This is a genomic window from Streptomyces sp. Je 1-369 (assembly GCF_026810505.1).
In the GTDB taxonomy this organism is placed as follows: Bacteria; Actinomycetota; Actinomycetes; order Streptomycetales; family Streptomycetaceae; genus Streptomyces.
Genome location: NZ_CP101750.1, coordinates 6,569,558 through 6,593,992, shown reverse-complemented (window position 1 = coordinate 6,593,992; position 24,435 = coordinate 6,569,558). Strand labels below are relative to the sequence as shown.

18 protein-coding genes are annotated in these 24,435 nt (G+C 71.0%); 6 read left to right on the top strand and 12 right to left on the bottom strand.

Features of this window, described 5'->3' with window-relative positions; translation table 11 throughout:
* Positions 1 to 19 precede the first annotated feature (19 nt).
* Positions 20 to 532 (bottom strand): CcdC protein domain-containing protein, encoded by a 513-nt coding sequence (locus NOO62_RS29800; RefSeq protein ID WP_268773881.1) that lies wholly within the window; start codon positions 530 to 532, stop codon positions 20 to 22.
* Positions 533 to 720: 188 nt separating this feature from the next.
* Positions 721 to 2,844 carry a DNA gyrase/topoisomerase IV subunit B gene (locus NOO62_RS29795; RefSeq protein WP_268773880.1) on the bottom strand — a complete coding sequence of 708 codons (2,124 nt, stop codon included), beginning with the start codon at positions 2,842 to 2,844 and terminating at the stop codon, positions 721 to 723.
* Between the two features lie 441 nt (positions 2,845 to 3,285).
* Here NOO62_RS29795 and NOO62_RS29790 point away from each other — a divergent pair, with 441 nt between their 5' ends.
* A complete protein-coding gene (locus NOO62_RS29790) occupies positions 3,286 to 3,516 on the top strand; it encodes a hypothetical protein (RefSeq protein ID WP_055544920.1) in 231 nt (76 codons plus the stop codon).
* Positions 3,517 to 3,681: 165 nt separating this feature from the next.
* Here the strand turns inward: NOO62_RS29790 and NOO62_RS29785 are convergent, their stop codons facing one another.
* The 7 genes from NOO62_RS29785 to NOO62_RS29755 all read right to left on the bottom strand — a co-directional run bounded on the left by NOO62_RS29785 (position 3,682) and on the right by NOO62_RS29755 (position 15,049).
* Positions 3,682 to 4,512 carry a serine protease gene (locus tag NOO62_RS29785; protein WP_268773879.1) on the bottom strand — a complete coding sequence of 277 codons (831 nt, stop codon included), beginning with the start codon at positions 4,510 to 4,512 and terminating at the stop codon, positions 3,682 to 3,684.
* Between the two features lie 148 nt (positions 4,513 to 4,660).
* Positions 4,661 to 6,205, bottom strand: a complete 1,545-nt coding sequence (locus tag NOO62_RS29780; protein ID WP_268773878.1) for an RNA polymerase sigma factor — start codon at positions 6,203 to 6,205, stop codon at positions 4,661 to 4,663.
* Between the two features lie 470 nt (positions 6,206 to 6,675).
* A complete protein-coding gene (locus NOO62_RS29775) occupies positions 6,676 to 7,563 on the bottom strand; it encodes a FadR/GntR family transcriptional regulator (RefSeq protein WP_268773877.1) in 888 nt (295 codons plus the stop codon).
* A gap of 162 nt (positions 7,564 to 7,725) precedes the next feature.
* On the bottom strand, positions 7,726 to 10,083 hold the full coding sequence (locus NOO62_RS29770; protein WP_268773876.1) for an ATP-binding cassette domain-containing protein: 2,358 nt from the start codon (positions 10,081 to 10,083) through the stop codon (positions 7,726 to 7,728).
* A 189-nt stretch (positions 10,084 to 10,272) separates the two neighbouring features.
* Positions 10,273 to 11,034 (bottom strand): NUDIX hydrolase, encoded by a 762-nt coding sequence (locus NOO62_RS29765; RefSeq protein WP_268773875.1) that lies wholly within the window; start codon positions 11,032 to 11,034, stop codon positions 10,273 to 10,275.
* A gap of 140 nt (positions 11,035 to 11,174) precedes the next feature.
* Entirely contained in the window at positions 11,175 to 13,223 is a 2,049-nt protein-coding gene (locus tag NOO62_RS29760; protein WP_268773874.1) for a glycogen debranching N-terminal domain-containing protein, read from the bottom strand.
* 293 nt (positions 13,224 to 13,516) lie between these two features.
* A complete protein-coding gene (locus NOO62_RS29755) occupies positions 13,517 to 15,049 on the bottom strand; it encodes a DUF4192 domain-containing protein (RefSeq protein WP_268773873.1) in 1,533 nt (510 codons plus the stop codon).
* A gap of 290 nt (positions 15,050 to 15,339) precedes the next feature.
* Between NOO62_RS29755 and NOO62_RS29750 the strand changes: the two genes are divergently transcribed.
* The 4 genes from NOO62_RS29750 (at position 15,340) to argB (ending at position 19,327) form a co-directional block, all read left to right on the top strand.
* Positions 15,340 to 16,056, top strand: a complete 717-nt coding sequence (locus NOO62_RS29750; protein ID WP_268773872.1) for an isochorismatase family protein — start codon at positions 15,340 to 15,342, stop codon at positions 16,054 to 16,056.
* Positions 16,057 to 16,086: 30 nt separating this feature from the next.
* Positions 16,087 to 17,166, top strand: coding sequence for an N-acetyl-gamma-glutamyl-phosphate reductase (argC, locus tag NOO62_RS29745; RefSeq protein ID WP_268773871.1), 1,080 nt, complete (start codon positions 16,087 to 16,089; stop codon positions 17,164 to 17,166).
* Entirely contained in the window at positions 17,163 to 18,314 is a 1,152-nt protein-coding gene (argJ, locus tag NOO62_RS29740) for a bifunctional glutamate N-acetyltransferase/amino-acid acetyltransferase ArgJ (RefSeq protein WP_268773870.1), read from the top strand. Before argC ends, argJ begins: the two co-directional genes overlap by 4 nt.
* Positions 18,315 to 18,424: 110 nt before the next feature.
* The gene (gene argB / locus NOO62_RS29735) at positions 18,425 to 19,327 is read left to right on the top strand and encodes an acetylglutamate kinase (protein ID WP_268775845.1); all 903 of its coding nucleotides are present in this window, start codon (positions 18,425 to 18,427) and stop codon (positions 19,325 to 19,327) included.
* A 130-nt stretch (positions 19,328 to 19,457) separates the two neighbouring features.
* Here the strand turns inward: argB and NOO62_RS29730 are convergent, their stop codons facing one another.
* Entirely contained in the window at positions 19,458 to 20,003 is a 546-nt protein-coding gene (locus tag NOO62_RS29730) for a GNAT family N-acetyltransferase (RefSeq protein WP_414930907.1), read from the bottom strand.
* A 357-nt stretch (positions 20,004 to 20,360) separates the two neighbouring features.
* Between NOO62_RS29730 and helR the strand changes: the two genes are divergently transcribed.
* Positions 20,361 to 22,577, top strand: coding sequence for an RNA polymerase recycling motor ATPase HelR (gene helR, locus NOO62_RS29725; protein WP_268775843.1), 2,217 nt, complete (start codon positions 20,361 to 20,363; stop codon positions 22,575 to 22,577).
* Positions 22,578 to 22,593: 16 nt separating this feature from the next.
* On the opposite strand, the gene NOO62_RS29720 is transcribed toward helR, so the two are convergent.
* Positions 22,594 to 24,162 (bottom strand): amidohydrolase, encoded by a 1,569-nt coding sequence (locus NOO62_RS29720; protein WP_268773869.1) that lies wholly within the window; start codon positions 24,160 to 24,162, stop codon positions 22,594 to 22,596.
* A gap of 49 nt (positions 24,163 to 24,211) precedes the next feature.
* Entirely contained in the window at positions 24,212 to 24,424 is a 213-nt protein-coding gene (locus NOO62_RS29715) for an MbtH family protein (protein WP_150186603.1), read from the bottom strand.
* Positions 24,425 to 24,435: the final 11 nt, after the last annotated feature.

Here is a 24,435-nt window from a genome sequence, read left to right as displayed (position 1 = left end):
CTTGTCCACCAGTCGCCGTTCACACGGGTTCCTTCCGCATCGGCTCGGGCGCCGCGTCGGGCACACCGTACGCCGAGGGGACGGGGCCGGCGCGCAGTACGAGCAGACCGCTGCGGGCCAGCAGCGTGGCCGCGAGGGCCAGCATCAGGCCGGGGGCGCCCTGGCGCACGTGCAGCAGCGAACCGATCCCGAAGAGCCCCGCCCGCAGCGCGATTCCGACGGCCCAGACCACGGCGGTGGCCTTGGTGCCCTTGCTCCAAGCGGTGCCGTCCGGTTCGGTCCACACATGGGAGGTCCGTGCCCAGCCGGCCCCCATGGCCAGGCCGACGAGCAGTTCGGCCACCAGCAGCGTCACGGATGCCGCACGGTGCTGGGGGTCGATCAGGCCGGGCTCGCGCACGGCCATGAAGACCAGCACGGCCGGTATCAGCCACCAGCGCCTGTCCGTGCCGATCTCCTGCGCCTTGAACTGGCGGACGACCACCAGCACCACGACGGCGCAGATCACCAGTGCGTTGGTGAGCCCGGACATGTCAGCCTCCGTACGACGAGCAGGACGAGGCCGGTCCGCGGAGGACCGACGCCTTCGACGCTACGGAAACCGCCTGATCACGACATCGGCGCAGGGGTTGAACGCGGGTGGAGCCGTGCTCTCCACCCGCGGGTGGAGAGCACGGCTCGTGCGTACCTGACGAGCCCGGGTGACGGGCGCGCGAGCGGTTACGCGTCGATCCGTGAGCGGTCCAGCGTCGCCGCGGAGCTGGTGATGAATTCCTTGCGCGGCGCGACGTCGTTGCCCATCAGCAGATCGAAGACCTGCTCGGCGGATTCCAGGTCGGAGATGTTGATGCGGCGCAGGGTCCGGAAGCGCGGATCCATCGTCGTCTCGGCCAGCTGATCGGCGTCCATCTCGCCCAGGCCCTTGTAGCGCTGGATGGAGTCCTTGTACCGGATGTTCTTGCGCTGCAGCTCCAGCAGCGTCTCGCGCAGCTCACGGTCCGAGTACGTGTAGATGTACTTGTCCTGGCCCTTCTTCGGCTGGCTGAGCTCGATGCGGTGCAGCGGCGGGACCGCCGCGAAGACGCGGCCGGCCTCGACCATCGGCCGCATGTACCGCTGGAACAGCGTCAGCAGCAGGATCCGGATGTGCGCGCCGTCGACGTCGGCGTCCACGAGCAGAATGATCTTTCCGTAGCGCGCCGCGTCGATGTCGAAGGTCCGGCCCGACCCTGCTCCTATGACCTGGATGATCGCGCCGCACTCGGCGTTCTTCAGCATGTCCGTCACGGACGCCTTCTGAACGTTGAGGATCTTGCCGCGGATGGGCAGGAGCGCCTGGAACTCGGAGTTCCGGGCCAGCTTGGCGGTGCCGAGCGCGGAGTCTCCCTCGACGATGAAGAGCTCGCTGCGCTCCACGTCGTCGCTGCGGCAGTCGGCGAGCTTCGCAGGCAGCGACGAGGACTCCAGGGCCGTCTTCCGCCGCTGGGCGTCCTTGTGCTGGCGGGCCGCGATGCGCGTGCGGGCCGCGGCGACGGCCTTGTCCATGACTGCGCGGGCCTGCGCCTTCGCGTCCCTCTTGGTCGAGGTCAGGAACGCCTTGAGTTCCTTGGCGAGGACGTTAGCGACGATGCGGTTGGCCGCGGAGGTGCCGAGCACCTCCTTCGTCTGGCCTTCGAACTGCGGCTCGGCGAGACGGACCGTGACGACCGCCGTGAGGCCTTCCAGGGCGTCGTCCTTGACGATGTCGTCCTCGGCGACGCGGAGCACCTTCTGGGTGCGCATCGCTTCGTTCATCGTCTTGGTGAGGGAGCGCTCGAAGCCGGTGACGTGGGTGCCGCCCTTGGGGGTGGCGATGATGTTGACGAAGGACTTGATCACCGTGTCGTACCCGGTCCCCCAGCGCATGGCCACGTCCACGCCGAGCTCACGGGTGACCTCGGTGGGCGTCATCTGGCCGTGCTCGTCCAGGACGGGGACGGTCTCCTTGAAAGTGCCCTGGCCGGAGAAACGGAGGACGTCGCAGACAGCCTTGTCCTGCGCCAGGTACTCGCAGAATTCGCTGATGCCGCCGTCGAAGCGGAAGGATTCCTCGCCCTTCGAGCCGCCGTCGCCGAGACCGAGCTCGTCCCGTACGACGATGGTGAGGCCCGGGACCAGGAAGGCGGTCTGGCGGGCGCGCTGGTGCAGGTTCTCCAGCGAGAGTTTGGCGTCCTTGAGGAAGATCTGGCGGTCCGCCCAGTACCGCACGCGTGTGCCGCTGCGGGCCTTGGGGACCTTCTTGACCTTGGTCAGCCTGGCCGAGGGGTCGAAGGTCGCCTCGGGGCCCGGCTTGGCGAAGGCGCCGGGGACGCCGCGGCGGAAGCTGATCGCGTGGGTGTGTCCGGCGCGGTCCACCTCGACGTCGAGGCGCGCGGAGAGCGCGTTCACGACGGAGGCGCCCACGCCGTGCAGGCCGCCGGAGGCGGCGTACGAGCCGCCGCCGAACTTGCCGCCCGCGTGCAGCTTGGTCATGACGACCTCGACGCCGGAGAGGCCGGTCTTGGGCTCGACGTCGACCGGGATGCCTCGGCCGTTGTCCCGGACCTCTACGGAGGCGTCGTCGTGGAGGATGACCTCGATGTGGTCGCAGTACCCGCCCAGGGCCTCGTCGACGCTGTTGTCGATGATTTCCCAGAGGCAGTGCATCAGACCGCGGCTGTCCGTCGACCCGATGTACATGCCCGGACGCTTGCGGACGGCCTCGAGCCCCTCCAGGACGAGCAGGTGCCGCGCGGTGTAGTTGGAACCGTCCCGGTCTGCTCCTGTCAGCAATGCTGTGGACGGCACGGACGTCTCGGCGGTCACGCGGTTCGCTCCTCGCTGAATTTCAAGGGGGGTCCTTTGGGGTAAGGACGCGGCTTCGGTTACCGGTCAGAGGGTACCGAGGCCTGGTAGAGCGGTTGTCACGCCACCCTCGTCTCAACTCAGACTAGTCCAGGCTCGCATACATGTTCGATCCCTCGATGGAGTGAAGCGCACGTCACGTTCCCTTCGAGGCATGAACCATTTAGGCTCCGGGCACGTCCTCATGAACAACCGGCAACCCAGCCGGGGACGACCTGACCTGACAGACAGCGCGAAACCGTAAGACACGTAAGAGACGCAATACGGCACATTCGCCGCCAACCGGCAACGGACAGCCACCTCGAAAGAAAAGTTCGAGGAAAAGCCACGAGCGGGAACGTTTTCGGCCTGGTTGGATGTTGACCCTGGTACGACAGCTCGTCGAGCTAGAGAAGAGGCGACGTGACTACTGTTCTGACCCCCGCGAGCCCCCTGACGGCCGCTGATCGCTGCGACCGCTGCGGCGCCCAGGCATACCTGCGCGTCGTCCTGTTGAGCGGCGGTGAACTGCTCTTCTGCGCCCACCACGGACGCAAGTTCGAGCCGGAACTCAAGAAGATCGCCGCTGAGATACAGGATGAGACGGAGCGCCTGACCGCCGTTCCGGAAAGCGCCACCGAAGAGGAACGCTGACACCTCGCATCCACGACGAGCCAGCTCCGGCGCACCAGGCCGGCGAACGGGCGGCCGTCCCTGCCCACAGCAGGGGTGGCCGCCCGCTCTCGCCACAGGGCCACTCAGGGCCCTTCTCGGCCCCCTGAGGCCGCCCGCCGACCAGTCCCGGACGGACAGCCCGGCTCAGTCGCGGGCGCCCAGCACCCTGGTGACGTCCGAGATCCTCGTGTAGACGCCCGGGCTCCCGGGGCGGCCGCAGCCGCTCCCCCAGGACACGAGCCCGATGAGGCGCCCCCGCGCGACCAGCGGCCCGCCACTGTCCCCCTGACAAGCGTCCCGTCGGCCCCTCATCTCACCGGCGCAGAGCATCGTCCGGGCGATGTATTTACCTTCGGCGCTGCCCGGGTACGCCTTTTCGCAGACCCCGTCGGCGAGCACATCGACGCGCGCCGAACGCAACGTACGGGCGTAATCACCCGCCCCAGTGGTGTCCCCCCAGCCGTATACGGCGGCGCCCGTGCCCGGCTCGTACGCCGGGTCGCCGGGCCCGGCCATCCGGATGGTGCGCCCCTGAGGGAGCGGCTCGGCGAGGGTCAGGGCCGCCACGTCGCCGGAGTTCGTGTGCGCGTCGTACTCCGGGTTGACCCTGACCTCGCGCACGGACACTTCCTGCCCCTCCGAGGACCGCAGATCCCCGCGGCCGACGAGGACTTTCAGGTCCGTCACCTCCTTCAGCGGCACCCCCAGCACGTCCTTGCTCATGCAGTGGGCCGCGGTCAGGACCGTCGAGCGCCCGGTGACCACGCCGCCGCAGAACTGTCCTGCGCGTGAGCCGCCGAAGCGGGCGCGGCTGGAGACGGCGACCACCCATGGACTCTCGGACACATCCACCGGATGGCCCCCGACGACCACGCTGTCGGCCGACACGGGGGCCGGGGCGGCCAGGGGCAGGGCGGCGGCAGCGGCCGCCACAGCCAGTACCCCCGTCCACGCTCGGGCGAAGGAACGACGCATGCGATCTCCTCACTCTGGGTTGCCATTGCGCACCCCAGAGTCATGCAGTATCGCTCACCCCGCACCCGCTCAGGCGTAAGGCCCGAAACCCGCTTGTCGCGGGCTTCGGGCCTTTCGTGGAGCCTTCTGGGTGACTGTCCCGTGCTGCCTAGTCGAGATAGTCGCGCAGGACCTGCGAGCGCGACGGGTGACGCAGCTTCGACATCGTCTTCGACTCGATCTGACGGATGCGCTCACGCGTCACTCCGTAGACCTTGCCGATCTCGTCGAGGGTCTTGGGCTGGCCGTCCGTGAGGCCGAAGCGCATGGAGACCACGCCCGCCTCACGCTCGGACAGGGTGTCCAGGACGGAGTGCAGCTGCTCCTGGAGGAGCGTGAAGCTCACCGCGTCGGCGGGAACGACCGCTTCGGAGTCCTCGATGAGGTCACCGAACTCGCTGTCGCCGTCCTCACCCAGGGGGGTGTGGAGGGAGATCGGCTCACGGCCGTACTTCTGGACCTCGATGACCTTCTCCGGGGTCATGTCGAGTTCCTTGGCCAGCTCCTCCGGAGTGGGCTCGCGGCCCAGGTCCTGGAGCATCTGGCGCTGGACACGGGCCAGCTTGTTGATGACCTCGACCATGTGCACCGGGATACGGATGGTGCGGGCCTGGTCGGCCATGGCGCGGGTGATCGCCTGACGGATCCACCAGGTGGCGTACGTGGAGAACTTGTAGCCCTTGGTGTAGTCGAACTTCTCGACCGCGCGGATCAGACCGAGGTTGCCCTCCTGGATGAGGTCCAGGAAGAGCATGCCGCGGCCGGTGTAGCGCTTGGCCAGGGAGACCACCAGGCGGAGGTTGGCCTCCAGGAGGTGGTTCTTGGCGCGGCGCCCGTCCTCGGCGATGATCTCCAGCTCGCGCTTGAGCTTCGGGGCGAGCTTGTCGGCGTTGGCCAGCTTGTCCTCGGCGAACAGGCCGGCCTCGATGCGCTTGGCGAGCTCGACCTCCTGCTCGGCGTTGAGCAGCGGGACCTTGCCGATCTGCTTCAGGTAGTCCTTGACCGGGTCGGCGGTGGCGCCGGCCGCGGCGACCTGCTGGGCGGGCGCGTCGTCCTCGTCCTCGTCGGACAGAACGAAGCCCTGGGCGCCTTCCTCGGCGGGCTCGCCCTCGCCGGGCTTGCCGGCGGCGGGCGCCTCCTCGGTGGCCTCTTCGTCGAGGAGCTCGTCGGCGTCCTTCTTGGAGGTGGTCTTCTTGGCCGCCGTCTTCTTGGCGGTGGTCTTCTTGGCGACGGCCTTCTTGGCCGTCGTCTTCTTGGCTGCGACCTTCTTCGCGGGCGCGTCCTCGGCGGTGCCGTCCGCGGTCAGCGCCTCAGTGGCGGCGGTGGCGGTGGGCTTCGCCGTGGTGGCCTTGGCCGCGACCGTCCTGGTCGCGGTGCGCTTGGCCGGGCTCTTCGCTGCGACGCTCTTGCGGGGGCGCTTCGGCTCCGCGGCACTGACCATCAGCGTCACACCCTCTTCCTCGAGGATCTGGTTGAGGCTGCGCAGAACGTTCTTCCACTGAGTGGCCGGAATCTGGTCAGCTTCGAAGGCACGACGCACGTCATCGCCGGCGATCTGCCCATCAGCCTTTCCCCGCTCGATGAGCGCCATGACAGAGACGGATTCGGCGATCTCCGGCGGGAGCGTACGGGATGTGCTGGCCGACACGAACAACCTCTCGGAACGTTGGAAAACGGCTTCCGGCCCCGTCCATTGTGGACCGGGGCCGACGACCGGCGGCTAAGGATGTGGGCCGACGGCGCGGGCGGGGCCGGGGAGCTGCACAGCGTCGCGAACGACCGCTGTATTCCCTCCTCGGCTATCACCTCTTAGGTCATCGCGCTGTTCCTTGGAGCGTTACGCCCAATCTACGTGGCCCGAGTCACACCCCGTAAGCGCACAAAAGCATCCAGATGCGGTCAGAAGCGGCCTATACGCATGCACGAATGATCCCCCGATGCCCCGCGAAGAAACCCCCCACATTCGTGTCGCCGGACTCCGCCGCGCTCCCGAGGAGCTCGTGGCAGGTCCGGCGACACAGGGGGACGGCGGCGGAGTCGCCGACGGGCACGGAGTGACGTACGCGACGACTCAGCGCTGCCGCGGGGCACGCGCACGGCCGCGGCGCCTACGTGGACGCGCGGTCAGTGCTCGCGCGGAGCGGGCACGACACGCTCCACCTCGGGGTGGACGGTGAGCAGCTGCCGCATGGCGGCCTCCGCGCCGGATCCGTCGCCGGCGGCGAGGGCGTCGACGACGCGGGAGTGGTGCACGAGCGACGCCTCGCTGGGGCGGTCGCAGCCGGTGATCGGACCGCCGGAGACCTGCAGTGCGGCCGAGACGATCCCGGAGAGGTGCTCCAGCATGCGGTTGCCCGCGACCTGCATGAGCAGCGAGTGGAACTCGGCGTCCGCGCGGGAGAAGGTGATCACGTCGCCCTGACCCAGCGCGTGACCCATGATCTCGACCATGTCGGCGAGGCGCTGCTGCACCTCCTCGCGGCCGTGCCCGGCGGCGAGGCGCGCGGCGAGGGGCTCGATCATCCAGCGCAGCTCGCCGAGCTCCCGGCGCTGGTCGTCGCGCTGCGGCCCGAAGGCGCGCCACTCGATGATGTCCGGGTCGAGCAGGTTCCAGTCGCTGACGGGGCGCACGCGCGTGCCGACGTTGGGCCGGGCGCTGACCAGGCCCTTGGCCTCGAGCACGCGCAGGGACTCACGCACGACGGTGCGGGAGACCTCGAAGCGCTGGCCGATCTCTTCGGGAACGAGCGGGCGGTCGGCGCCGAGGTCACCGGAGACGATCATCTGGCCCAGCTGCTGGACGAGTTGGCCGTGCAGCCCGCGGCCGCGGCTTCCGGCGGCGCGCCGGCCCACGCGCCCCAGGTCCTGGTCGGGGCCGTCCCAGACGGGAGGGACGACGCGGCCGCCGGCGGCGGACTCCGCGTACGGGTATCGGTCGAGGTCACCCGGGCCGGCGAGACCGGAGTCGGCGGAGCGGGCGGTGGTCATCATGGTGTGCGCAAGGGTACTCACGGATCAGTTGTCGGCGCTGCCTCCAACTCCCTTGAGGTCTTTGGTGAAAAGCACACGAAAGGGTGATCGCTTACCCCGCCGCAATTGACGCCTTATCGGAAAGAAACGGACGCCCTTCGGGGAGTTGTGCACAGCCCCGCCCGGGAAGGCCGCGGACGGTCGTCAACGGACTCTGGTGCGCATCGCCGTGAGCAGATATGCGCAGAGCAGAGCGGTCAGCGACAACATCAGCGCGGTGCCCACGGGTTGAGCGATCATGCGCACTCCCGCCGCCAGATATCGCTCGGCCCCGAACGGCCACTGCACCAGAGCGAGGTCCCGAAGGCGCGCCGGAAGTCCGGCCGCCGATCGCACGGACGGTCCCTCGACGGCCTTCTGTACGAGAGGTACGACGACGATCGGCACGGCGAGCACCGCGGCGAGACCGGCCGTCGTGGACCGGAAGACCCCCGCGGCCAGCACACCGGCCCAGGCACACCCCGTCACGAGGGCGTACCAACTGGCGGTCAGAGACGGCCAGTCGGCGGGAACTTTCGTGAGTTCCTCTCCGTATACAAGGTGGAGCAGCACGGCATCGGAGACCACGGCGAGAGTGCTCAGCAGCAGCGCCACCGCGGCCGCGACGAGGAGTTTGGCACCGAGCATCCCGAGGCGGCGCGGGACGGTGCCACGGTCCGCGGCGAGGGCGGGGTGGCGGAACTCGTCGCCGAAAGCGAGGGCGCCCAGAAGCCCGGCGCCAAGGGCGGCGGGCGGCAGGGGAAGTTCGTGGGGCCAGGCGGCGAGCAGGTACGGCTGCGCGGTGTGCCCGGACCGCGCCAGGAAGACGGAGAAGAGGGCGGAGGTGGCGAGGACGGCGGCCAGGGTGAAGTAGCCCGTACCGACGCCCAGCAGGCGACGCACCTCGTAGCGCAGGGGGTGCAGAGGACTTCTGCCGGGGCGAACGGTGATGGGGGGTGGCAGGGCGGACGCGGTTGTGGAGGCGGATCCGGTTGCAGAGGCGGTAGCGGTAGCGGTAGCGGAGGCTGTTGCGGGCGTGGCGGCCGTGTCCTGGGAGGTAGCGAGGATCCCCGTCGGTGCGCCGGAGCGGTGGGTACTGGTGCCTAGGGGCGTGGTGTCGAGGGGCATGGTGTCGTGCGGTGCGGAGTCGTGCGGTGCGGTCCTGTGAGGCGTGGAGTCGTGCGGCGCGGTCTCCTGCGGTGCGGTTTCGTGAGGCGTGGAGTCGTGCGGCGCGGTCTCCTGCGGCGTTGTGTCGTGAGACGTGGAGTCGTGCGGTGCGGTGTCGTCGTCTCTTCCTGTCGCCGAGTGCTCGGCGGGGGTGTCGTCTGGGGCGTCGGAGGAGGCTTCTGCCGCCCCTGTGGCGCCGGTCGAGCTGCCGACCGGGCGGACGTCGGCATGCGGTTGAGTGGCGGCCTCAGGGGGGCTCTCGGGGGTGGTCGTGGGGGTGGTCTCGGGGCTGGCCTCGGGGGCGGTCGTGGGGGTGGCCTCGGGGGCAGAAGCGGGGGCGGGGATCGGGCTCGGCGGGGCTTCGGGCTCCGGCCGCCCTTCCCGGTCCTGCCGGTCCTGCCGGTTTTCTCGGTTCTGCCGGTCCCGTCGGTCCCGTCCGCCCTGTCCATCCCGTCCGTCCGGCTGGCGCGTGTGGTTCTGCGGGCCCGCGTCGCCGAGCTCGTCGGCGAGTTGGTGGACGAGGATGCCGTGGCGGTATGCGGTCTCGCCCACGTCGGCGCATGTGCTTCCGTAGACGGAGAGCCGGTTGCCGTCCTCCTTGACGACCTCGATCGCACGCCGTCCCGTGCGTGCCTCTTTGGTGAGGAGTGCGCCCAGGCGGGCGGCGTGCGGGGTCCGGACGGCGACGCGGGGGCGGAGCCTGGTCCGGGCGAAGTCAGGAGCGTCCTGGTCGGCGACCAGCTGTCCGGAGTCGAGCGTGACCACGCGGTCGGCGGCCCGTGCCGCTTCCTTGGGGTCGTTCGTGGCGAACAGGACCGTGCCACCTTGCGCGGCGTGGGCGCGCAGGATGCCGTGCAGCCAGGCGCTCTCTCTGGCCGAGAGGCCCTCGCCCGGCCTGTCCAGGACGAGCGTGTGGGGGTCGGCGAGCAGCGCGCAGGCCAGCCCCAGTCGCCGGTCCATGCCGCGTGAGAGCGTGCCGAGGCGCTCGTCCCGGAGGCTGACGAGTCCGACGGCCTCCAGAACGTCGTCGGCGCGCAGAACGGGTACGCCCATGGCCGCGCACAGCATGCGCAGATGGCCGCGGACCGAACGCGCCGGGTGGCCCGGGACATCACCCATGAGGACGCCGACCTCGCGTGACGGGTGGGCGATGCGGTGCAGGGGGCGGCCTCTGAAGTACGTGATTCCACGGCCCTGTTGGAGTTCGAGCATCAACCGCAGCGCCGTGGTCGTGCCGATCGGCTCGGCGTCGAGCAGCGCGGTGACACGCCCGGTGCGTGCCTCGAAGGACACGTCCTCGACGGCGGGCGGGAGCTCCTGGCGGGGATTGCTGGTCAGTCCGATGGCCTGGATCATCGCTTCTCTCGCAGGATGTGCGACTGCTCGACGGCCAGGGCCCGTCCGCCGGATCGGGGACGGACGAACCCCGTGGGTACTGCAGCAAGATAACGCGACATTTGCGGCTTTTCGGTCAGGGCGCGGGCCACTGGTGTCCAGGGGGCAGGCCGACCGCACAGGATCGGCTGGTAACGCCGACCGGGGGTGTCAGACTTCGGGACGCAGCATCGGCGGGTTGAGGAGCGTCGCACCGCCCGCACGGAAGAGCTGGGCGGGGCGCCCGCCCTGGCGGGTGGTGGTCCCGCCGGTGGGCACGAGGAAGCCCGGAGTGCCGGTGACCTTGCGGTGGAAGTTGCGCGGGTCGAGGACGACGCCCCAGACGGCTTCGTACACGCGCCGCAGCTCGCCGACGGTGAATTCCGGCGGGCAGAAGGCCGTGGCCAGCGACGAGTATTCGATCTTGGAGCGGGCGCGCTCGACGCCGTCCGCGAGGATCTGGGCGTGATCGAAGGCGAGAGGGGCGGCCTGTTCGTCCTCGCGGCCGTAGCCACCCTGCTTGAGAAGGGCCTCCACCGGGGCCCAGCGGGCGCTGTTCGCGTCGCCACCGGCGCGCGGCGCGGGGAGGTCCGGGGCGAGCGCGAGGTGGGCGACGCTGACCACGCGCATGCGCGGGTCGCGCTTCGGGTCGCCGTACGTACCGAGCTGTTCGAGGTGCGCCCCGTTGGCCTGCGCCGGGGCGTCGGGCGCGTGCGCGCACAGGCCCGTCTCCTCGCGCAGTTCGCGCGCCGCGGCCGACGACAGATCCTCATCGGCGCGTACGAACCCTCCGGGCAGCGCCCAACGCCCCTGGAACGGCTGCTCACCGCGCCGCACGGCCAGCGCGCAGAGCGCGTGCCGGCGCACGGTCAGCACGACCAGGTCGACGGTGACAGCGAAGGGCGGGAAGGCCGACGGGTCGTAGGGCGACATGCCGCGATCATAGTCGTCTGCTTGACGATAAACATCTCCTTCGCCCATTGCTGTCCGGTTGCCTCCCGTCGCTCCGCCGCCCGGGTCGCCGGTGCCGCGGGTCCGGTCGTCCGTGCGCCATCGCTGTGCGTGAGACAAGGTCATACCCCCAACTGCAGCCCGTCGGCCGCCTCCTCGACCATGGCGAGACCGAGTCGGCTCACCCGTACGGAGAACGCTGCTCCCCCGACGCTCAGCCCGCCCAGCCCCAGCTCTCCCAGCGGGGCGCTGCGGACCGGATCGAGCTTCACCGTGCCCGCGGGTGCGTCGGGCCGGATCCCGGCGAGCGCGGTGAGGACGTGCACCCCGGCGGCCGCGGCGGTGGCGGCCGGGCGGCAGGCCGCCGGGTGCGGCAGCGGAGCCGCACCTTCCGTGCGCTGCTCCCCCGCGTACATCTCGGGCAGCCGGTGGCCGAAGCACTCGGCCGCGGACAACAGGCCGCGCAGGAGCGAGCTCGCCTCCTTCTCGTACCCCGCAGCCGCCAGGCCGGTGATGGCGACCGCCGTCTCGTGCACGCGGACCGCTCCGCCTCTGTGCCCGAACGGGTTGTACGCGGGCTCCCTCGCTCCCAGGCTGCGCAGCCCCCAGCCGGAGTCCATGACGGGCCCGCCGAAGAGCCGGGCGAGTTGTTCGGTCCTGACCTTGTCGAGCAGTCCGGGAGCGAGCGCGCCCGAGCCGAGCAGACCGGTGTCCAGGAGGTGGGCCGCACCTCCGGTGAGGTGCGGTACGGGCCTCCCGTCGGGTAGCCGGGCGGCGGCCGGTCTGCCACCCGTCCTGTCGTCCACCCAGAACTGCTCCTGGAAAGCGGACCGCAACCGGGCCGCCCACTGGCGCAGCCCCAGAGAGTCCCCTCGGCCGTACGCCGCGAGCAGGTCGGCGCCCAGCAGCGCCGCTCGATGCGCGTGCGCCTGGACTTCGCCGCGTGCGATCCCCGCCGGGTGGACGTCGGAGAGGAAGACGTCGTCGCCGACCGAGGTGTGCAGCCACCGCAGGCACCGCTCCGCCGCGGGCAGCAACTCCTCCACCTCCTGCGCGGGGAGCCCCCAGCGCCGGGCTTCCGCAAGGAGCACCGGGAAGAGCAGGGTCGCCTCGGTGCCCGTGCAGCCGGGCGGCAGATGTGAGCCCGCGTCGCGCAGCGGACCCGGGATCAGGCCCGACCGGGGGCCCGGGCCCCCGACCTGCCCCCGGGCGAGCGTGCGCAGCGTCCCCGCGGCGATGCGGGTGCCGAGCGGCAATGCCATGCGGGCGGCGGCCAGCGCCTCGGCCGGTGCGAGCCCGCAGCGCCACGGCGCCCCCGCGGCCGGATACATGTCGGAGGGATGCCCGGGGTCCCGGAGCAGCAGCGCCTGGAGGTCCTCGACGGACCGGGCGAGGAGCGGCTGGACCCTCGGGTCGTCGCCGGTAGCCCGCGCTCCGGCGGCCGAACGCATCGCCCCGCGCCCCGCCGCGCGGACCGGTCCCGCGCCGTCGGGCCGTACCCTGAGCTCCACGCTCCGGGAGGCGCCCGGCGGCAGGTCCACCTCCCAGCGCAGCAGTCCCGCGGAGGCCAGGGCGTCCGCCGGCGCGGGGTCGGCCGTGACGACGCAGTGCGCCGCGGCGGAGGACCAGCGCATGCCCGAGTCGTGCACGCTGGCGGGCAGTTCGGGCCCTGCCCGGCCCGATGCCACCGCGCCCACCTCCGCCAGGTCCGTGCCGAGGGCGACCTCGAGGGGCAACCGCAAGGGGCGTCCCGCCGCGCTGTGCAGGGTGATCCGCTCCGTGCCGTCGGCGTGCCGGATCCGCTCGACGACGACCTCCGGGTCGGGTCCGCCGTCCGTCGCCAGGCGGAGCGTCGCCACGAATCGCGCGCTGTCCGCGGAGAGCATGCGCGCCTGCACGGCGACGGGTTCGCGCCCCGCCACCCGTACCTGACAGCGGGACAGGGTCCGGCGCCCCGCGCGGTAGAACCCTTCAAGCCCCTGGCCCGTCAGCTGCCCCTGGTCCGTCGAGATAGCGAGAGCGGGCAAGGCGACGCAGATCAGCGCGGTGTGCGCGGGCGGGAGTGCACGGACGCGGCGTACCTCCGGGGTCGCGGCCGGTGGGGGTGGGGGTGACGGGCGTGTAGGCCGGAACGGGGGTCGTCCGACAGAAGACGGGGCGGGGAGAGACATGGGCAGCTTCTTTTGCGTTGTCTGCGGTGTCTGCACGGTGTCTGCGGCGTTGGTGCGGTGTCTGCGGTGTTGTGTTGTTGCGTGCCTGTGGTGTTGGTGCGGTGTCTGCGTTGTGTTGTTGCGTACCTGCGGTGTTGGTGCGGATGCATGCGGGGGGCTACGTCGTCTGCGGTGTCCGTGCTTCGGCGGTGTGACACGGCTGAGGTACCGCCACTCAGGTGAACGGGCAGACCCTGTGCCAAGTCACGCCTCCCCGTGCGAAGCCGACCATGTGGCCCAGAGCTCGTGCGTGGTCATCGGCTGTCCTTCGCGGTGCGCCGGGTGGCGCGGCGGCGGCTCTGCGGGCCCTTAGTCGGGCCGTTGGCCGAGTCGCCAGTTGGGCCGCCGCTGGTCGGGGAGGTCCCGCTCGCGGTGCGTGACAGGCGTCGGCGGCGGCGTCGGGGAGCGGCGCCGTCACGGGTTTCGCGCTTCTGTCGCAGGCAGCGGCGGATCGATTCGGGGTCCAGGTCCTCGTTGCAGGCCTGGTTGAGGAGCAGGGCAAAGGCGTACCCGGAGTCGGCCCCCAGTGCCATGTCCAGGGCCTCCTGTCCTTCCGCGAGGTCGCCGAGGGACCAGGCGACCCAGCCAGCTAGGGCCAATGGCGCGGCGGCGTACTCCGTGTACGCCCCGACGCAGCGTCGGGACAGAGCCCTCCAGAGACGCAGCGCGGGCGGCCCCTCAGCCCCCTCCATCCACTCCGCCGCACGGTCACGGGTCGTACGGGCCTGGAGGCCGAAGATGAGCGCGGCCGCCTCGTCGTGTGCGATCAGTTCGTCGTCCCTGTTGTCGGCTTCGAGGGTGTCGCCGGGCGTCGGGGGTGACGCTTCGAGGCGCGCCATGATCCGGCGCGCGAGATCGAGCGTTTCTGAGGCGACGTCCTGTCCTTCGCCACGCGCCCTGTCCGAGCCCTCGTTCCGTTCCTCGTCACGGTCCTTGTTCCGTTGCTTGTCCCGGTCCTTGTCCCAGTCCTTGTCACGTGCCTTGTCACGTGCCTTGTCACGTTGCGCGTCCCGTGCCTTGTCACGGTGCGCGTCCCGTTTCGCTTCCGTGTCGTCCGCGTCCTCCATGTCCTGCGCGTCGCGCAGCATCCTGGGAAGGAGGTCGATGCTCGCCGCGTCGAGCGCGCGCTCCTGGTCCGTCGCCGCGGCGGTCTCCCACGGCGTGAGGCGTCCCCTGATCTCGCTCTGCGTGGCGCCCGCCTGCACGCCCATGTACGTGGCGGCGGCGGCCAGGACCGAAGTGCCCGGCCTGAGCAGGGGGACTCCTTCCGGTGGGCAGCACCGGGTGTCCGGGCAGCAGTAGGTCCAGAAGCGGTTCTGTGAGATGCACACGACTTCGAGGACCGGCACGTCCAGACGGCCACAGGCCGTGCGCAGCTCCTGGGCCAGCGGGCGCAACCGCTCGACGACCTGCTGCCCCGTTTCCGCGCCGAGCGGGTCCTGGCAGAGGAAAACGACGATGCCGTCGGGTCGCTCCCCCCTCCGCTCGGAGCCGCCCACCAGGCACTGGGCCAGCTGCTCCGCGGCGGACGGCCAGTCCTCCGCGCGCTCGGGGACACCTAGGCGCACGCGGCCGCCGAATCGCCCCCGCTCTCCGTGCAGGGCGAGGAGCACGATGCTCTCCTCGGGCCTGAACCCGAGCAAGTAAGGCAACGCGTCCGCCAGTTCGGCCGGCGTGCGCAGTGTGACCACCGGCTCGTCGAACGGGTTCCCGGGGCGGGCAACGCCGGTGGCATGGACGGAACTGTCGGGTTCGAACTGGCCCGCTGCTTCGCTGTGGTTCGTCATGCGCCGACTCTCCCGCGAAGCGCCGGATTCCGGTTTGCCCTGTGGATAACCCCGATCAGGAGCACGCCAACCCGCGAGCGGCTCGCCAGGAGCACGCCAACACTTATCCACAGCTTCGCGTGCCCGCCCCGCCCAACTCCCCGATCCCGTACACAATTGCGTCACACACAGCCGCTCCGCCGTTCGGCGTCTTCACCTCAGACCTGCAACAAATTAGGTTAGGCTAAGCTAAGGTCACTTCGCAGTTCGGACCCAGCGGTGCGCGCGTCATCAGGGGAGGGAAAACACGCATGGGCCTACCCGCCATCGGCTCCTACCCGATGCCGGACCGCACCGCCCTCCCCCGGTCGCACGTCTCCTGGCGCATCGACCCGGTGCGCGCCGCGCTGCTGATCCATGACATGCAGAACCACTTCGTGGGCGCGTTTCCCGCGGGACGCTCCCCCGTGGTGGAACTCGTCGACAACATAGCGACGCTCCGAGAGCTGGCGTCGACACTGGACATGCCCGTCGTCTTCAGTGCGGAGCCCGCCGGTCAGGCGCCGGGGCAGCGCGGGCTCGTCGCCGACATGTGGGGCCCCGGGATCGGGGACGAACCGGGTGCCGCCGCGATCGTCTCGCCCCTCACGCCGCGTCCCGGCGAGCATCTGCTGTCGAACGTGCGCCACAACGCCTTCCTGCGCAGCCACCTCGGCAGGCTGCTGCGGTCGAGAGGCCGCGATCAGCTGATCGTCTGCGGGGTCTACGCGCACCTCGGCGTTCTCCTGACCGCGGCGGACGCCTTCATGAACGACATCCAGCCGTTCGTCGTCGCCGACGCGGTGGCCGACCTCTCCGCGGAGGAACACACGCTGGCCCTCCGCTGGGCCGCACGCACCGGCATGGTCTGCACGACGGACGGACTGCTGCGCGGCCTCCTCCTGCACAGGGAACCGCACGGGGAACCGCACAGGGAGCCGTACAGGGAGTCGTGCAGAGAGCCGTACGCAGGGCCGAAGAACGCGTGACCACGCCCCCCACCACGAGAGACGGAGACCATGACAGTACGGGCCGCGGTGGCCGGAGCCAGTGGCTATGCCGGCGGGGAGATCCTCCGCCTGCTGGTGTCGCATCCGGAGGTCGAGATCGGCGCGGTGACCGCGCACAGCAGTGCGGGGCGACGGCTTGGGGAGGTGCAACCGCACCTGGCCGCCGTCGCGGACCGGGTCCTCGTGGAGACGTCGGCCGAGTCCCTGCGGGGACATGACGTGGTGTTCCTGGCAATGCCGCACGGCCGGTCCGCCGCGCTGGCACGGCAGTTGGAGCCCGGCACCCTCATCGTGGACTGCGGCGCCGACTTCCGGCTGCGTGACGCGGAGGACTGGCAGCGGTTCTACGGCTCTCCGCACGCCGGCACGTGGCCCTACGGGCTGCCCGAACTGCCGGGCGCGCGGGACGAGCTGAAGGGGACCGATCGCATCGCCGTGCCGGGCTGCTACCCGACAGCGGTGACCCTCGCCCTGTTCCCGGCCTTCCTGGCGGGCCTGGTGGAGCCGGAGGCCGTCGTCGTCGCCGCGAGCGGCACATCGGGGGCGGGCCGGGTGGCCAAGCGCCACCTCGTCGGTTCCGAGGTGATGGGCTCGATGACGCCCTACGGGGTCGGCGGCGGCCACCGGCACACGCCCGAGCTGACGCAGAACCTGTCCCGTGTCGCGGGCGAGCGCGTAACCGTGTCCTTCACACCGACCCTGGCGCCGATGCCGCGCGGCATCCTCGCCACCTGCTCGGCACGCCTGCGCCCCCCTCGGGACGAAGTACACGCCCTGGATGACGTACACGCACTGGATGACGTACACGCACTTGAGGAGGCGGTGCGTTCCGCGTACGAAACCGTCTACGCCGACGAGCCGTTCGTACGCCTGCTGCCGCCCGGCACCTGGCCCTCCACCGCCGCCGTTCTCGGCTCCAACACCGCCCAGGTGCAGGTGGCCGTCGACGCGGCCGCCCGCCGGCTCGTGTGCGTCAGCGCGATCGACAACCTGACCAAGGGCACCGCCGGTGGCGCGGTGCAGAGCATGAACATCGCCCTCGGACTCCCCGAAGGGGCGGGGCTTCCCACGAATGGAGTGGCTCCGTGAGCGTGACCGCTGCCCGGGGATTCGCCGCGAGCGGGGTGGCCGCAGGGATCAAGGATTCCGGCGCCCCGGACCTGGCACTGGTGGTGAACCGCGGCCCCTCGCACGCCGCGGCCGCGGTGTTCACCTCCAACCGGGTGCAGGCCGCCCCCGTGCGCTGGTCCCGGCGCGTGATCGGCGACGGCACCCTGGCCGCGGTCGTCCTCAACTCCGGCGGTGCCAACGCCTGTACGGGCCCCGCGGGCGAGGACGACACCCGGGTAATGGCCGAGCGCACCGCCCGGGCCCTCCGCGTCGAGGCCGAACAGGTCGCGGTGTGCTCCACCGGCCTCATCGGCGTGCGACTGCCCATGGACCGGGTGACGGCAGGCATCGACACCGCTGCCACGGAGCTGTCGGATTACGGCGGCGAGCCGGCGGCGGTCGCGATCAAGACGACCGACTCGGTCCACAAGACGGCGGTCGCGTCCGGCCCCGGCTGGACCGTGGGCGGCATGGCGAAGGGCGCGGGCATGCTGGCCCCCGGCCTCGCGACGATGCTGGTGGTCCTCACCACGGACGCCGATGTCAGTGCCCCGTTGCTGGACTCCGCGCTCCGGGAGGCGGTGCGCACGACCTTCGACAGGGTGGACTCGGACGGCTGCATGTCCACCAACGACACCGTGTTGCTGCTCGCTTCGGGCGCCTCGGGGGTGCGGCCGGACCCGGCCGGGTTCACGGAGGCCGTGCACGGAGTCTGTCTCGACCTGGCGCTCCGGCTCGTCGCGGACGCGGAGGGCGCGTCGAAGGAGATCGAGGTGCGCGTGGTCGGCGCGGCCTCGGAGCCGGACGCCGTGACGGTCGGCCGGTCGATCGCCCGGAACAACCTCCTCAAGTGCGCCCTGCACGGCGAGGACCCGAACTGGGGCCGGGTGCTGTCGGCGATCGGCACGACCTCCGCGGTCTTCGACCCGGACCGACTGGACGTATCGATCAACGGCGTCCGGGTGTGCCGGAACGGCGCGGCCGGGGAGCCGCGGGACACAGTGGACCTCTCGGGGCGCCAGGTGACGATCACCGTCGACCTGCGCTCCGGGGATGCGTCGGCGACGATCTGGACGAATGATCTGACCGCGGCGTACGTCCACGAGAACAGCGCGTACAGCTCGTGAACGGAGTAGGGGCACACATGCGAACGGCCGTCAGGGAGCAGGGCTCCGAAGCCGCGGAGACGGAGGCGGAGACGGACGCGGAGACGGAGGCACTTCTCCGCGCGGAAGGCATGCAGGGCAGCGTCGTCGTCGTGAAGTTCGGCGGGCACGCCATGGTGGACGCCGACCTGCAACGGGCGTTCGCCCAGGACGTCGTGGAGCTGTGGCAGGCGGGCCTGCGCCCCGTCGTCGTCCACGGGGGCGGGCCTCAGATCAACGCGATGCTCGACCGTCTCGGCCTGGAGACCCGCTTCGCGGCGGGCCTGCGCGTGACCACTCCGGAGACCATGGAAGTGGTCCGCATGGTGCTGACCGGCCGGGTCCAGCGGGAACTGGTCGGCCACATCAATGCCCACGGTCCCTTCGCCGTCGGCATGACGGGCGAGGACGCGCACACGATGACGGCCGTGCGGCGGGCCGCCTGGGTGGACGACCGGCCGGTGGACATAGGTCTCGTCGGAGACATCGTGGCGGTGAACCCGGGGACGGTACGCGCGCTCCTGGAGCAAGGGCACATCCCGGTCGTCTCCCCCGTGGCACGCGGCGAGGACGGGCAGGTCTACAACGTCAACGCCGACCTGGCCGCGTCGGCCCTTGCCGTGGCACTCGACGCCGAACGTCTCGTGATGCTCACGGATGTCGAGGGCCTGTACGCGGACTGGCCGCACAGCACCGAGGTGATCGAGCGCCTGACGGCCGACGCGCTGGACGAGCTGCTGCCGGGGCTCGCCAGCGGGATGCTGCCGAAGATGGAGGGCTGCCTGCGCGCCGTCCGCGGCGGCGTGCGCAAGGCCCACGTGCTCGACGGCCGGGTGCGGCATGCGGTGCTCAGCGGCGTGCTGGGCGAGACGAGTCCCGGCACCACGGTGGTGCCCGACGAGGTCACCGAACGTGACGGAGCCGCCGGGCGTGCCGAGGCCGTCCAGCGCGACGAAAGCGCCGAACACGACGAACACGACGAGTGCGCCGTCTGACCTGCGCAACCTGCGCATACGAAAACTCCCGCCCCGGGACGTGAACCGGGGCGGGAGCGGTGCCGGAGACGCGGGAACGTTGCCGCGCCCGACCTCACGGACTCCGCAGCCCTCACGAAGTCCTCAGACCTCACAAACTCCGCGCCAGTATCCGCGCGTTGCGCCGCGGGTCGAGGGAGCCGGCCCACGTCGGCGGCGCCGTCCGCACGGCAGCGGGGGCGAAGCCGTACCGGAGGAACAGGTCTCCCCCACCCGTCGTCGCCGTGAACAGAGCGCTGAGCGACTTGGCGCGCGCGACGGCCAGTACGGCGCGCATGAGCCCGGCCCCCACCCCTCGGCCCTGCCTGTGTCCGGCCACGCAGAAGTTGTAGAGGACGCCCGCCGCTCCACGGCCCTCGACCGGGTCGGCCGCGTGCACCCGCAGGCCCACGCACCCTTCGAGCGTGCCGCCGGGCACGGCCATGACGAGGAAGTCGGCGGCGTGTTCGGAGTAGAGGGAGGTGGGCCTCTCGCGCAGCGCCCCCGAGCGTACGAAAGGCTGGGACAGGGCGGCGAGTGCGGCGGCGTCCTCCTCACGGGCCGGGCGCACGACGGGCACCCTGGCGGGCGCTCCTGCGGTGAGTTCGTGCGCGGGGAGTTCGCGCAGCGGGGCAGGGCGCGGCGTAGCCGTGATCAAGGCTGTACCTTCCTCGGTTCCACGATGGTTCCACGATCGAACTGGCGCAGTAAGGCTAGCCTTACCTAAGTTTCGAGTCCAGTTGACGCAGAACAGCCACGGAGAAGCAACACAGAGAAGGAGCACAGAAGGAGCGGCGCAGAAGGAGCGACAGAGGGAAAGCCACCAGAGAGAGCTGAGGAAGGGGCCAGATAGAGAAGGGCGGCCGGACAGCCGGTCCGGACACAGCAAAGGCAAGAGGGGAAACCCACCTCTTGCCACTCTCAAGTTATAGCCCACAGGGGGGCTTGCGGCAAGGCCCCCTCCGTCCCGCAAAATCACTGGCCTACACCAGCTTCGCGGACATCGGAGACCCTCCTGCCCAGCAGCGCGTTCAACCTGCCCGCCAACCTCTCGCCCAAGGCCGAGCCGACACTGATCGCTCGCGACGAGCGGCACTTCGCGGCGATCGCGGAGAGCCTCGACCAGACCGTCGCCGAGCTCTCCGGCCGTCTCGACACCCTGCGCAAGGCACCCGGCGGCATCGGCCGGGAGGCGATGGACCGGGACTCGGAGATCCACCGGATCAGTAGCCGTCTGCGCGCCCTGCGCCGGTTCGGTCTCGACCTCTGCCTGGGACGCGTCGACGTGGAAACCGACCCCGAGCCCCTGTACATCGGACGTCTGGGGCTCACCGACAGCGAGGGCCGCCGACTGCTCGTCGACTGGCGTTCACCTGCCGCCGAGCCGTTCTTCGCGGCGACCCACGCCAACCCGATGGGGCTGGCGAGCCGTCGCAGGTACCGCTGGACCGGCGGCCGGATCAGCGACTACTGGGACGAGGTGTTCACCGCCGACGGCCTGGAACACCACGCCGCGCTCGACGACCAGTCCGCCTTCATCGCCAGCCTGGGCAGCAACCGTTCGGCCCGGATGCGCGACGTGCTGGGCACCATCCAGTCCGACCAGGACGCGATCATCCGCGCGGGCTCCCGGGGCGCGCTCGTCGTCGACGGCGGTCCCGGCACGGGCAAGACCGTCGTCGCCCTGCACCGCTCCGCGTACCTGCTCTACTCCGACCCCAGGCTCGGTCACAACCGCCGCGCCGGCGGGGTGCTCTTCGTCGGTCCGCACGAGCCCTACCTGGGATACGTCGCCGATGTCCTGCCCAGCCTCGGCGAGGAGGGCGTGCAGACCTGCACCCTGCGCGACCTGGTCGCCGAGGGCGCCGCGGCCGGCCCCGAGAGCGACCCGGACGTGGCCCGGCTGAAGTCGACCGCGGACATGGTGCAGGCGATCGAGAAAGCCGTCCGGTTCTACGAGGAGCCGCCCACGGACGCGTACACGGTCTCCACGCCCTGGGCCGACGTACGGGTGACCGTCGACGACTGGGCCGAGGCGTTCCGGACGCCGGGTCCTGGAACGCCGCACAACGAGGCGCGGGAGCTGATCTGGGAGGAGTTGGCCACGATCCTCATGGACAAGCTCGGCATGGACGAGGAAGGGGACGAGGACGTGCCCGGCGTCTCGCCCGAAACGTTCCTGCGGGCGCTCCGCCAGGACAGGGAGCTGGTCACGACGCTCAACCGCGCGTGGCCGCTGATCGAGGCCGCCGACCTCGTGTCCGACCTGTGGACCGTCCCCGCGTACCTGCGGATGTGCGCGCCCTGGCTCGACCGGGACGAGGTCGCGAAACTCCAGCGCAAGGACGCCCCGCAGGCCTGGACCGTGTCCGACCTGCCGCTCCTGGACGCCGCACGGCAGCGGCTCGGCGATCCGGAGGCGGCGCGGCGCAAGCGGCGCCACGATGCCGCCGTCGCCGCCGAGCGCGAGCGCATGGCCGGCGTCATCGACGAGATCCTCTCGGCCGCCGACTTCGCCTCGGCCGGTGACGACAGCGAGGGCGCGGTGCGGATGCTGCGCGGCAAGGACCTCCAGGACACACTGATCGACGAGAGCGCTCTGCCCACCGACGATCCGGACCGGCTCGCGGGCCCGTTCGCGCACGTCGTCGTGGACGAGGCGCAGGAACTGACCGACGCGGAGTGGCAGATGCTGCTGCTGCGCTGTCCATCGCGGAGCTTCACCATCGTCGGCGACCGCGCCCAGGCGAGGCACGGCTTCACCGAGTCGTGGGAGGAGCGGCTCGCGCGGGCCGGCATCGACCGGGTCACGATGGCTACCCTGAGCATCAACTACCGCACTCCGGAAGAGGTCATGACGGAGGCCGAGCCGGTCATCCGTGCCGAGATCCCCGATGCCAACGTACCGACGTCCATCCGCAGCAGCGGCATTCCCGTCGACCACGGGTCGGTCGCGGAACTGGACTCGGTCCTCGGCACCTGGCTCGACGCGCACAACGACGGCGTCGCCTGCGTCATCGGCGACCAGGCCTTCCACGAGAAGTTCCGGGAGCGGTGCCAGGCCCCGTCACGCGTACGGTCCCTCACCCCGGAACTGTCGAAGGGGCTCGAGTTCGACCTGGTCGTCCTCGTCGACCCGGAGACGTTCGGCGAGGGCATCGAGGGAGCGGTCGACCGTTACGTCGCGATGACCCGAGCGACGCAGCGACTCGTCATCCTCACGAGCCGTTGACACGCCCCCGGAACGCTCACGGCCCTGTCGCGCGCCCCTCAACGTACGTCGCCACCACCTCGATGTCGCCGATACGTGAGGTGTCGACACGTCGCGGGTCGTCGCCGAGCACCACCAGGTCGGCGCGCTTGCCCGGGGTGAGGGTGCCCAACGTGTCCTCCCAGTGGCAGGCGCGGGCACCGGCCACCGTGTAGGCGTGCAGGGCCTCGTCGACGGTGATGCCCTCGTCCGGGCCGATCACCTGGCCCGTCCCGGACGCGCGCTCGACCATGAACTGGACGGCCCGCAGCGGGGCCCCGTCCGTGACGGGGCGATCGGAGCTGCCGACCAGCGGGATGCCGTGGTCCAGGAACGCGCGGCCGCGGTAGAGCCAGGGTGCCCGCGCCTCCCCCATGATCGCCGCGTAGTCGTCGCCGAAGCTGTGCAGGAAGGTGGGCTGGACGACCGCGCTGACGCCGAGCCGGGCGAACCGCGGGAGCTGGTCGGGCCGGATCAGGCCCGCGTGTTCGATGCGGTGCCGGGCGGTGGGCCGCGGGCGCAGGCGCTGGGCCCGTTCCAGGGCATCGAGGGCAAGGTCGGCCGCGCGGTCGCCGATGGCGTGGACGGCGAGCTGCCAGCCCGCCAGATGTCCGTCGACGATCAGGTCGGTGAGCGCGTCCGGATCGTCCTGCAACTGGCCCGCGTGGTCGAGTCCTTCGTACGGTCCGCTGAGCGCGGCGGTACGGGCCATCATGCCGCCGTCGGTGTAGACCTTCAGCGCGCCCACGGAGAGCCAGTCGTCGCCGAAGCCGGTGCGCAGGCCCAGGTCGAGGGCCCTGGGGATGCCGTCCGCGTCGTGCGCGGCGACCGGCCGAAGCCGTTCCGCGGCCACCATGAGCTGCACGCGCAGCGGCAGCAGCCCCTCGTCGCGAGCCAGTTGATAGGCCCCCAACTCGAGCGGGCTGTGGCCGAAGAGGGTGCCGCCGATGCCCGCCTCGGCGCAGGCGGTGACGCCCTCGGCCAGACAGGTCCGCGCGGCCCGCCCGATCGCCTCGGCCAGTTCGCGCTGGGAGTACGGCAGACGCAGGGCGCGAGCGGCGCCCATCGCACCCTCCGCGAGGAAGCCGTTCTCGTGCGGGGTGCCGGGCGGGAGCAGGTCCAGGACGGCGGAGTTGACCACGCAGCCGTGCCCGGATTCGTGCAGCAGGTAGACCTTGTGGCCCTGGCTGACCGTGTCCAGTTCGGCGGCGGTCAGATGGCGGCCCAGGGCCCGCTGGTCGTATCCGGCGATGCTCAGCCAGGCGCCGGGCGAGGGCTCACGGGCCGCGGCCGCCGCCACGGCGGCGAGCACGTCGTCGATCCGGGCACGGCCCGCGATACTCAAGGTGTTCTCCTTGAGCCCGGTCCAGGCCAGATGTACGTGGGCGTCGATGAAGCCGGGCAGCACGGTGGCGCCCTGCAAGTCGATCACCTCGCGCGCGGGCCGGGAGGTCACGGCCGCGTCGAGGCCCGCGATCCGGCCCCGCCAGATGCCCAGGTCATGGGCGACGGGGTGGTCCGGATCCATGGTGAGGAAACGCGCGTTCGTCAGTCTCTTGCAGAGCATCGAAGGTGCCTCTCCAGAGCGTGCCTCATCACTCGCCGAAGAGGTGCGGTCAGCCCTCCACCGACGCCACGAGGGAACGCGGCCGCAGGTCGGTCCAGTTGGTCTCGATGTACTCCAGGCAGGCGTCCCGCGAGTCCTCGCCGAAGGCAGTGGTCCAACCGCCGGGCACCTCGGCGAAGGACGGCCAGAGCGAGTGCTGCCCCTCGTCGTTCACCAGGACCAGGAAACGGCCGTCGGGGTCGTCGAAGGGGTTCGTGCTCATGTGTCAGTGCC

Excerpts from the sequence above, each read along its gene's own strand:
- NOO62_RS29785 (WP_268773879.1), bottom strand. The coding sequence starts at position 4,512 with ATGCGTCGTTCCTTCGCCCGAGCGTGGACGGGGGTACTGGCTGTGGCG.
- NOO62_RS29765 (WP_268773875.1), bottom strand. The coding sequence starts at position 11,034 with ATGTCGCCCTACGACCCGTCGGCCTTCCCGCCCTTCGCTGTCACCGTC.
- NOO62_RS29755 (WP_268773873.1), bottom strand. The coding sequence starts at position 15,049 with ATGACGAACCACAGCGAAGCAGCGGGCCAGTTCGAACCCGACAGTTCC.
- NOO62_RS29800 (WP_268773881.1), bottom strand. The coding sequence starts at position 532 with ATGTCCGGGCTCACCAACGCACTGGTGATCTGCGCCGTCGTGGTGCTG.
- NOO62_RS29760 (WP_268773874.1), bottom strand. The coding sequence starts at position 13,223 with ATGTCTCTCCCCGCCCCGTCTTCTGTCGGACGACCCCCGTTCCGGCCT.
- NOO62_RS29715 (WP_150186603.1), bottom strand. The coding sequence starts at position 24,424 with ATGAGCACGAACCCCTTCGACGACCCCGACGGCCGTTTCCTGGTCCTG.
- NOO62_RS29750 (WP_268773872.1), top strand. The coding sequence starts at position 15,340 with ATGGGCCTACCCGCCATCGGCTCCTACCCGATGCCGGACCGCACCGCC.
- argB (WP_268775845.1), top strand. The coding sequence starts at position 18,425 with ATGCAGGGCAGCGTCGTCGTCGTGAAGTTCGGCGGGCACGCCATGGTG.
- argC (WP_268773871.1), top strand. The coding sequence starts at position 16,087 with ATGACAGTACGGGCCGCGGTGGCCGGAGCCAGTGGCTATGCCGGCGGG.
- NOO62_RS29720 (WP_268773869.1), bottom strand. The coding sequence starts at position 24,162 with ATGCTCTGCAAGAGACTGACGAACGCGCGTTTCCTCACCATGGATCCG.
- NOO62_RS29770 (WP_268773876.1), bottom strand. The coding sequence starts at position 10,083 with ATGATCCAGGCCATCGGACTGACCAGCAATCCCCGCCAGGAGCTCCCG.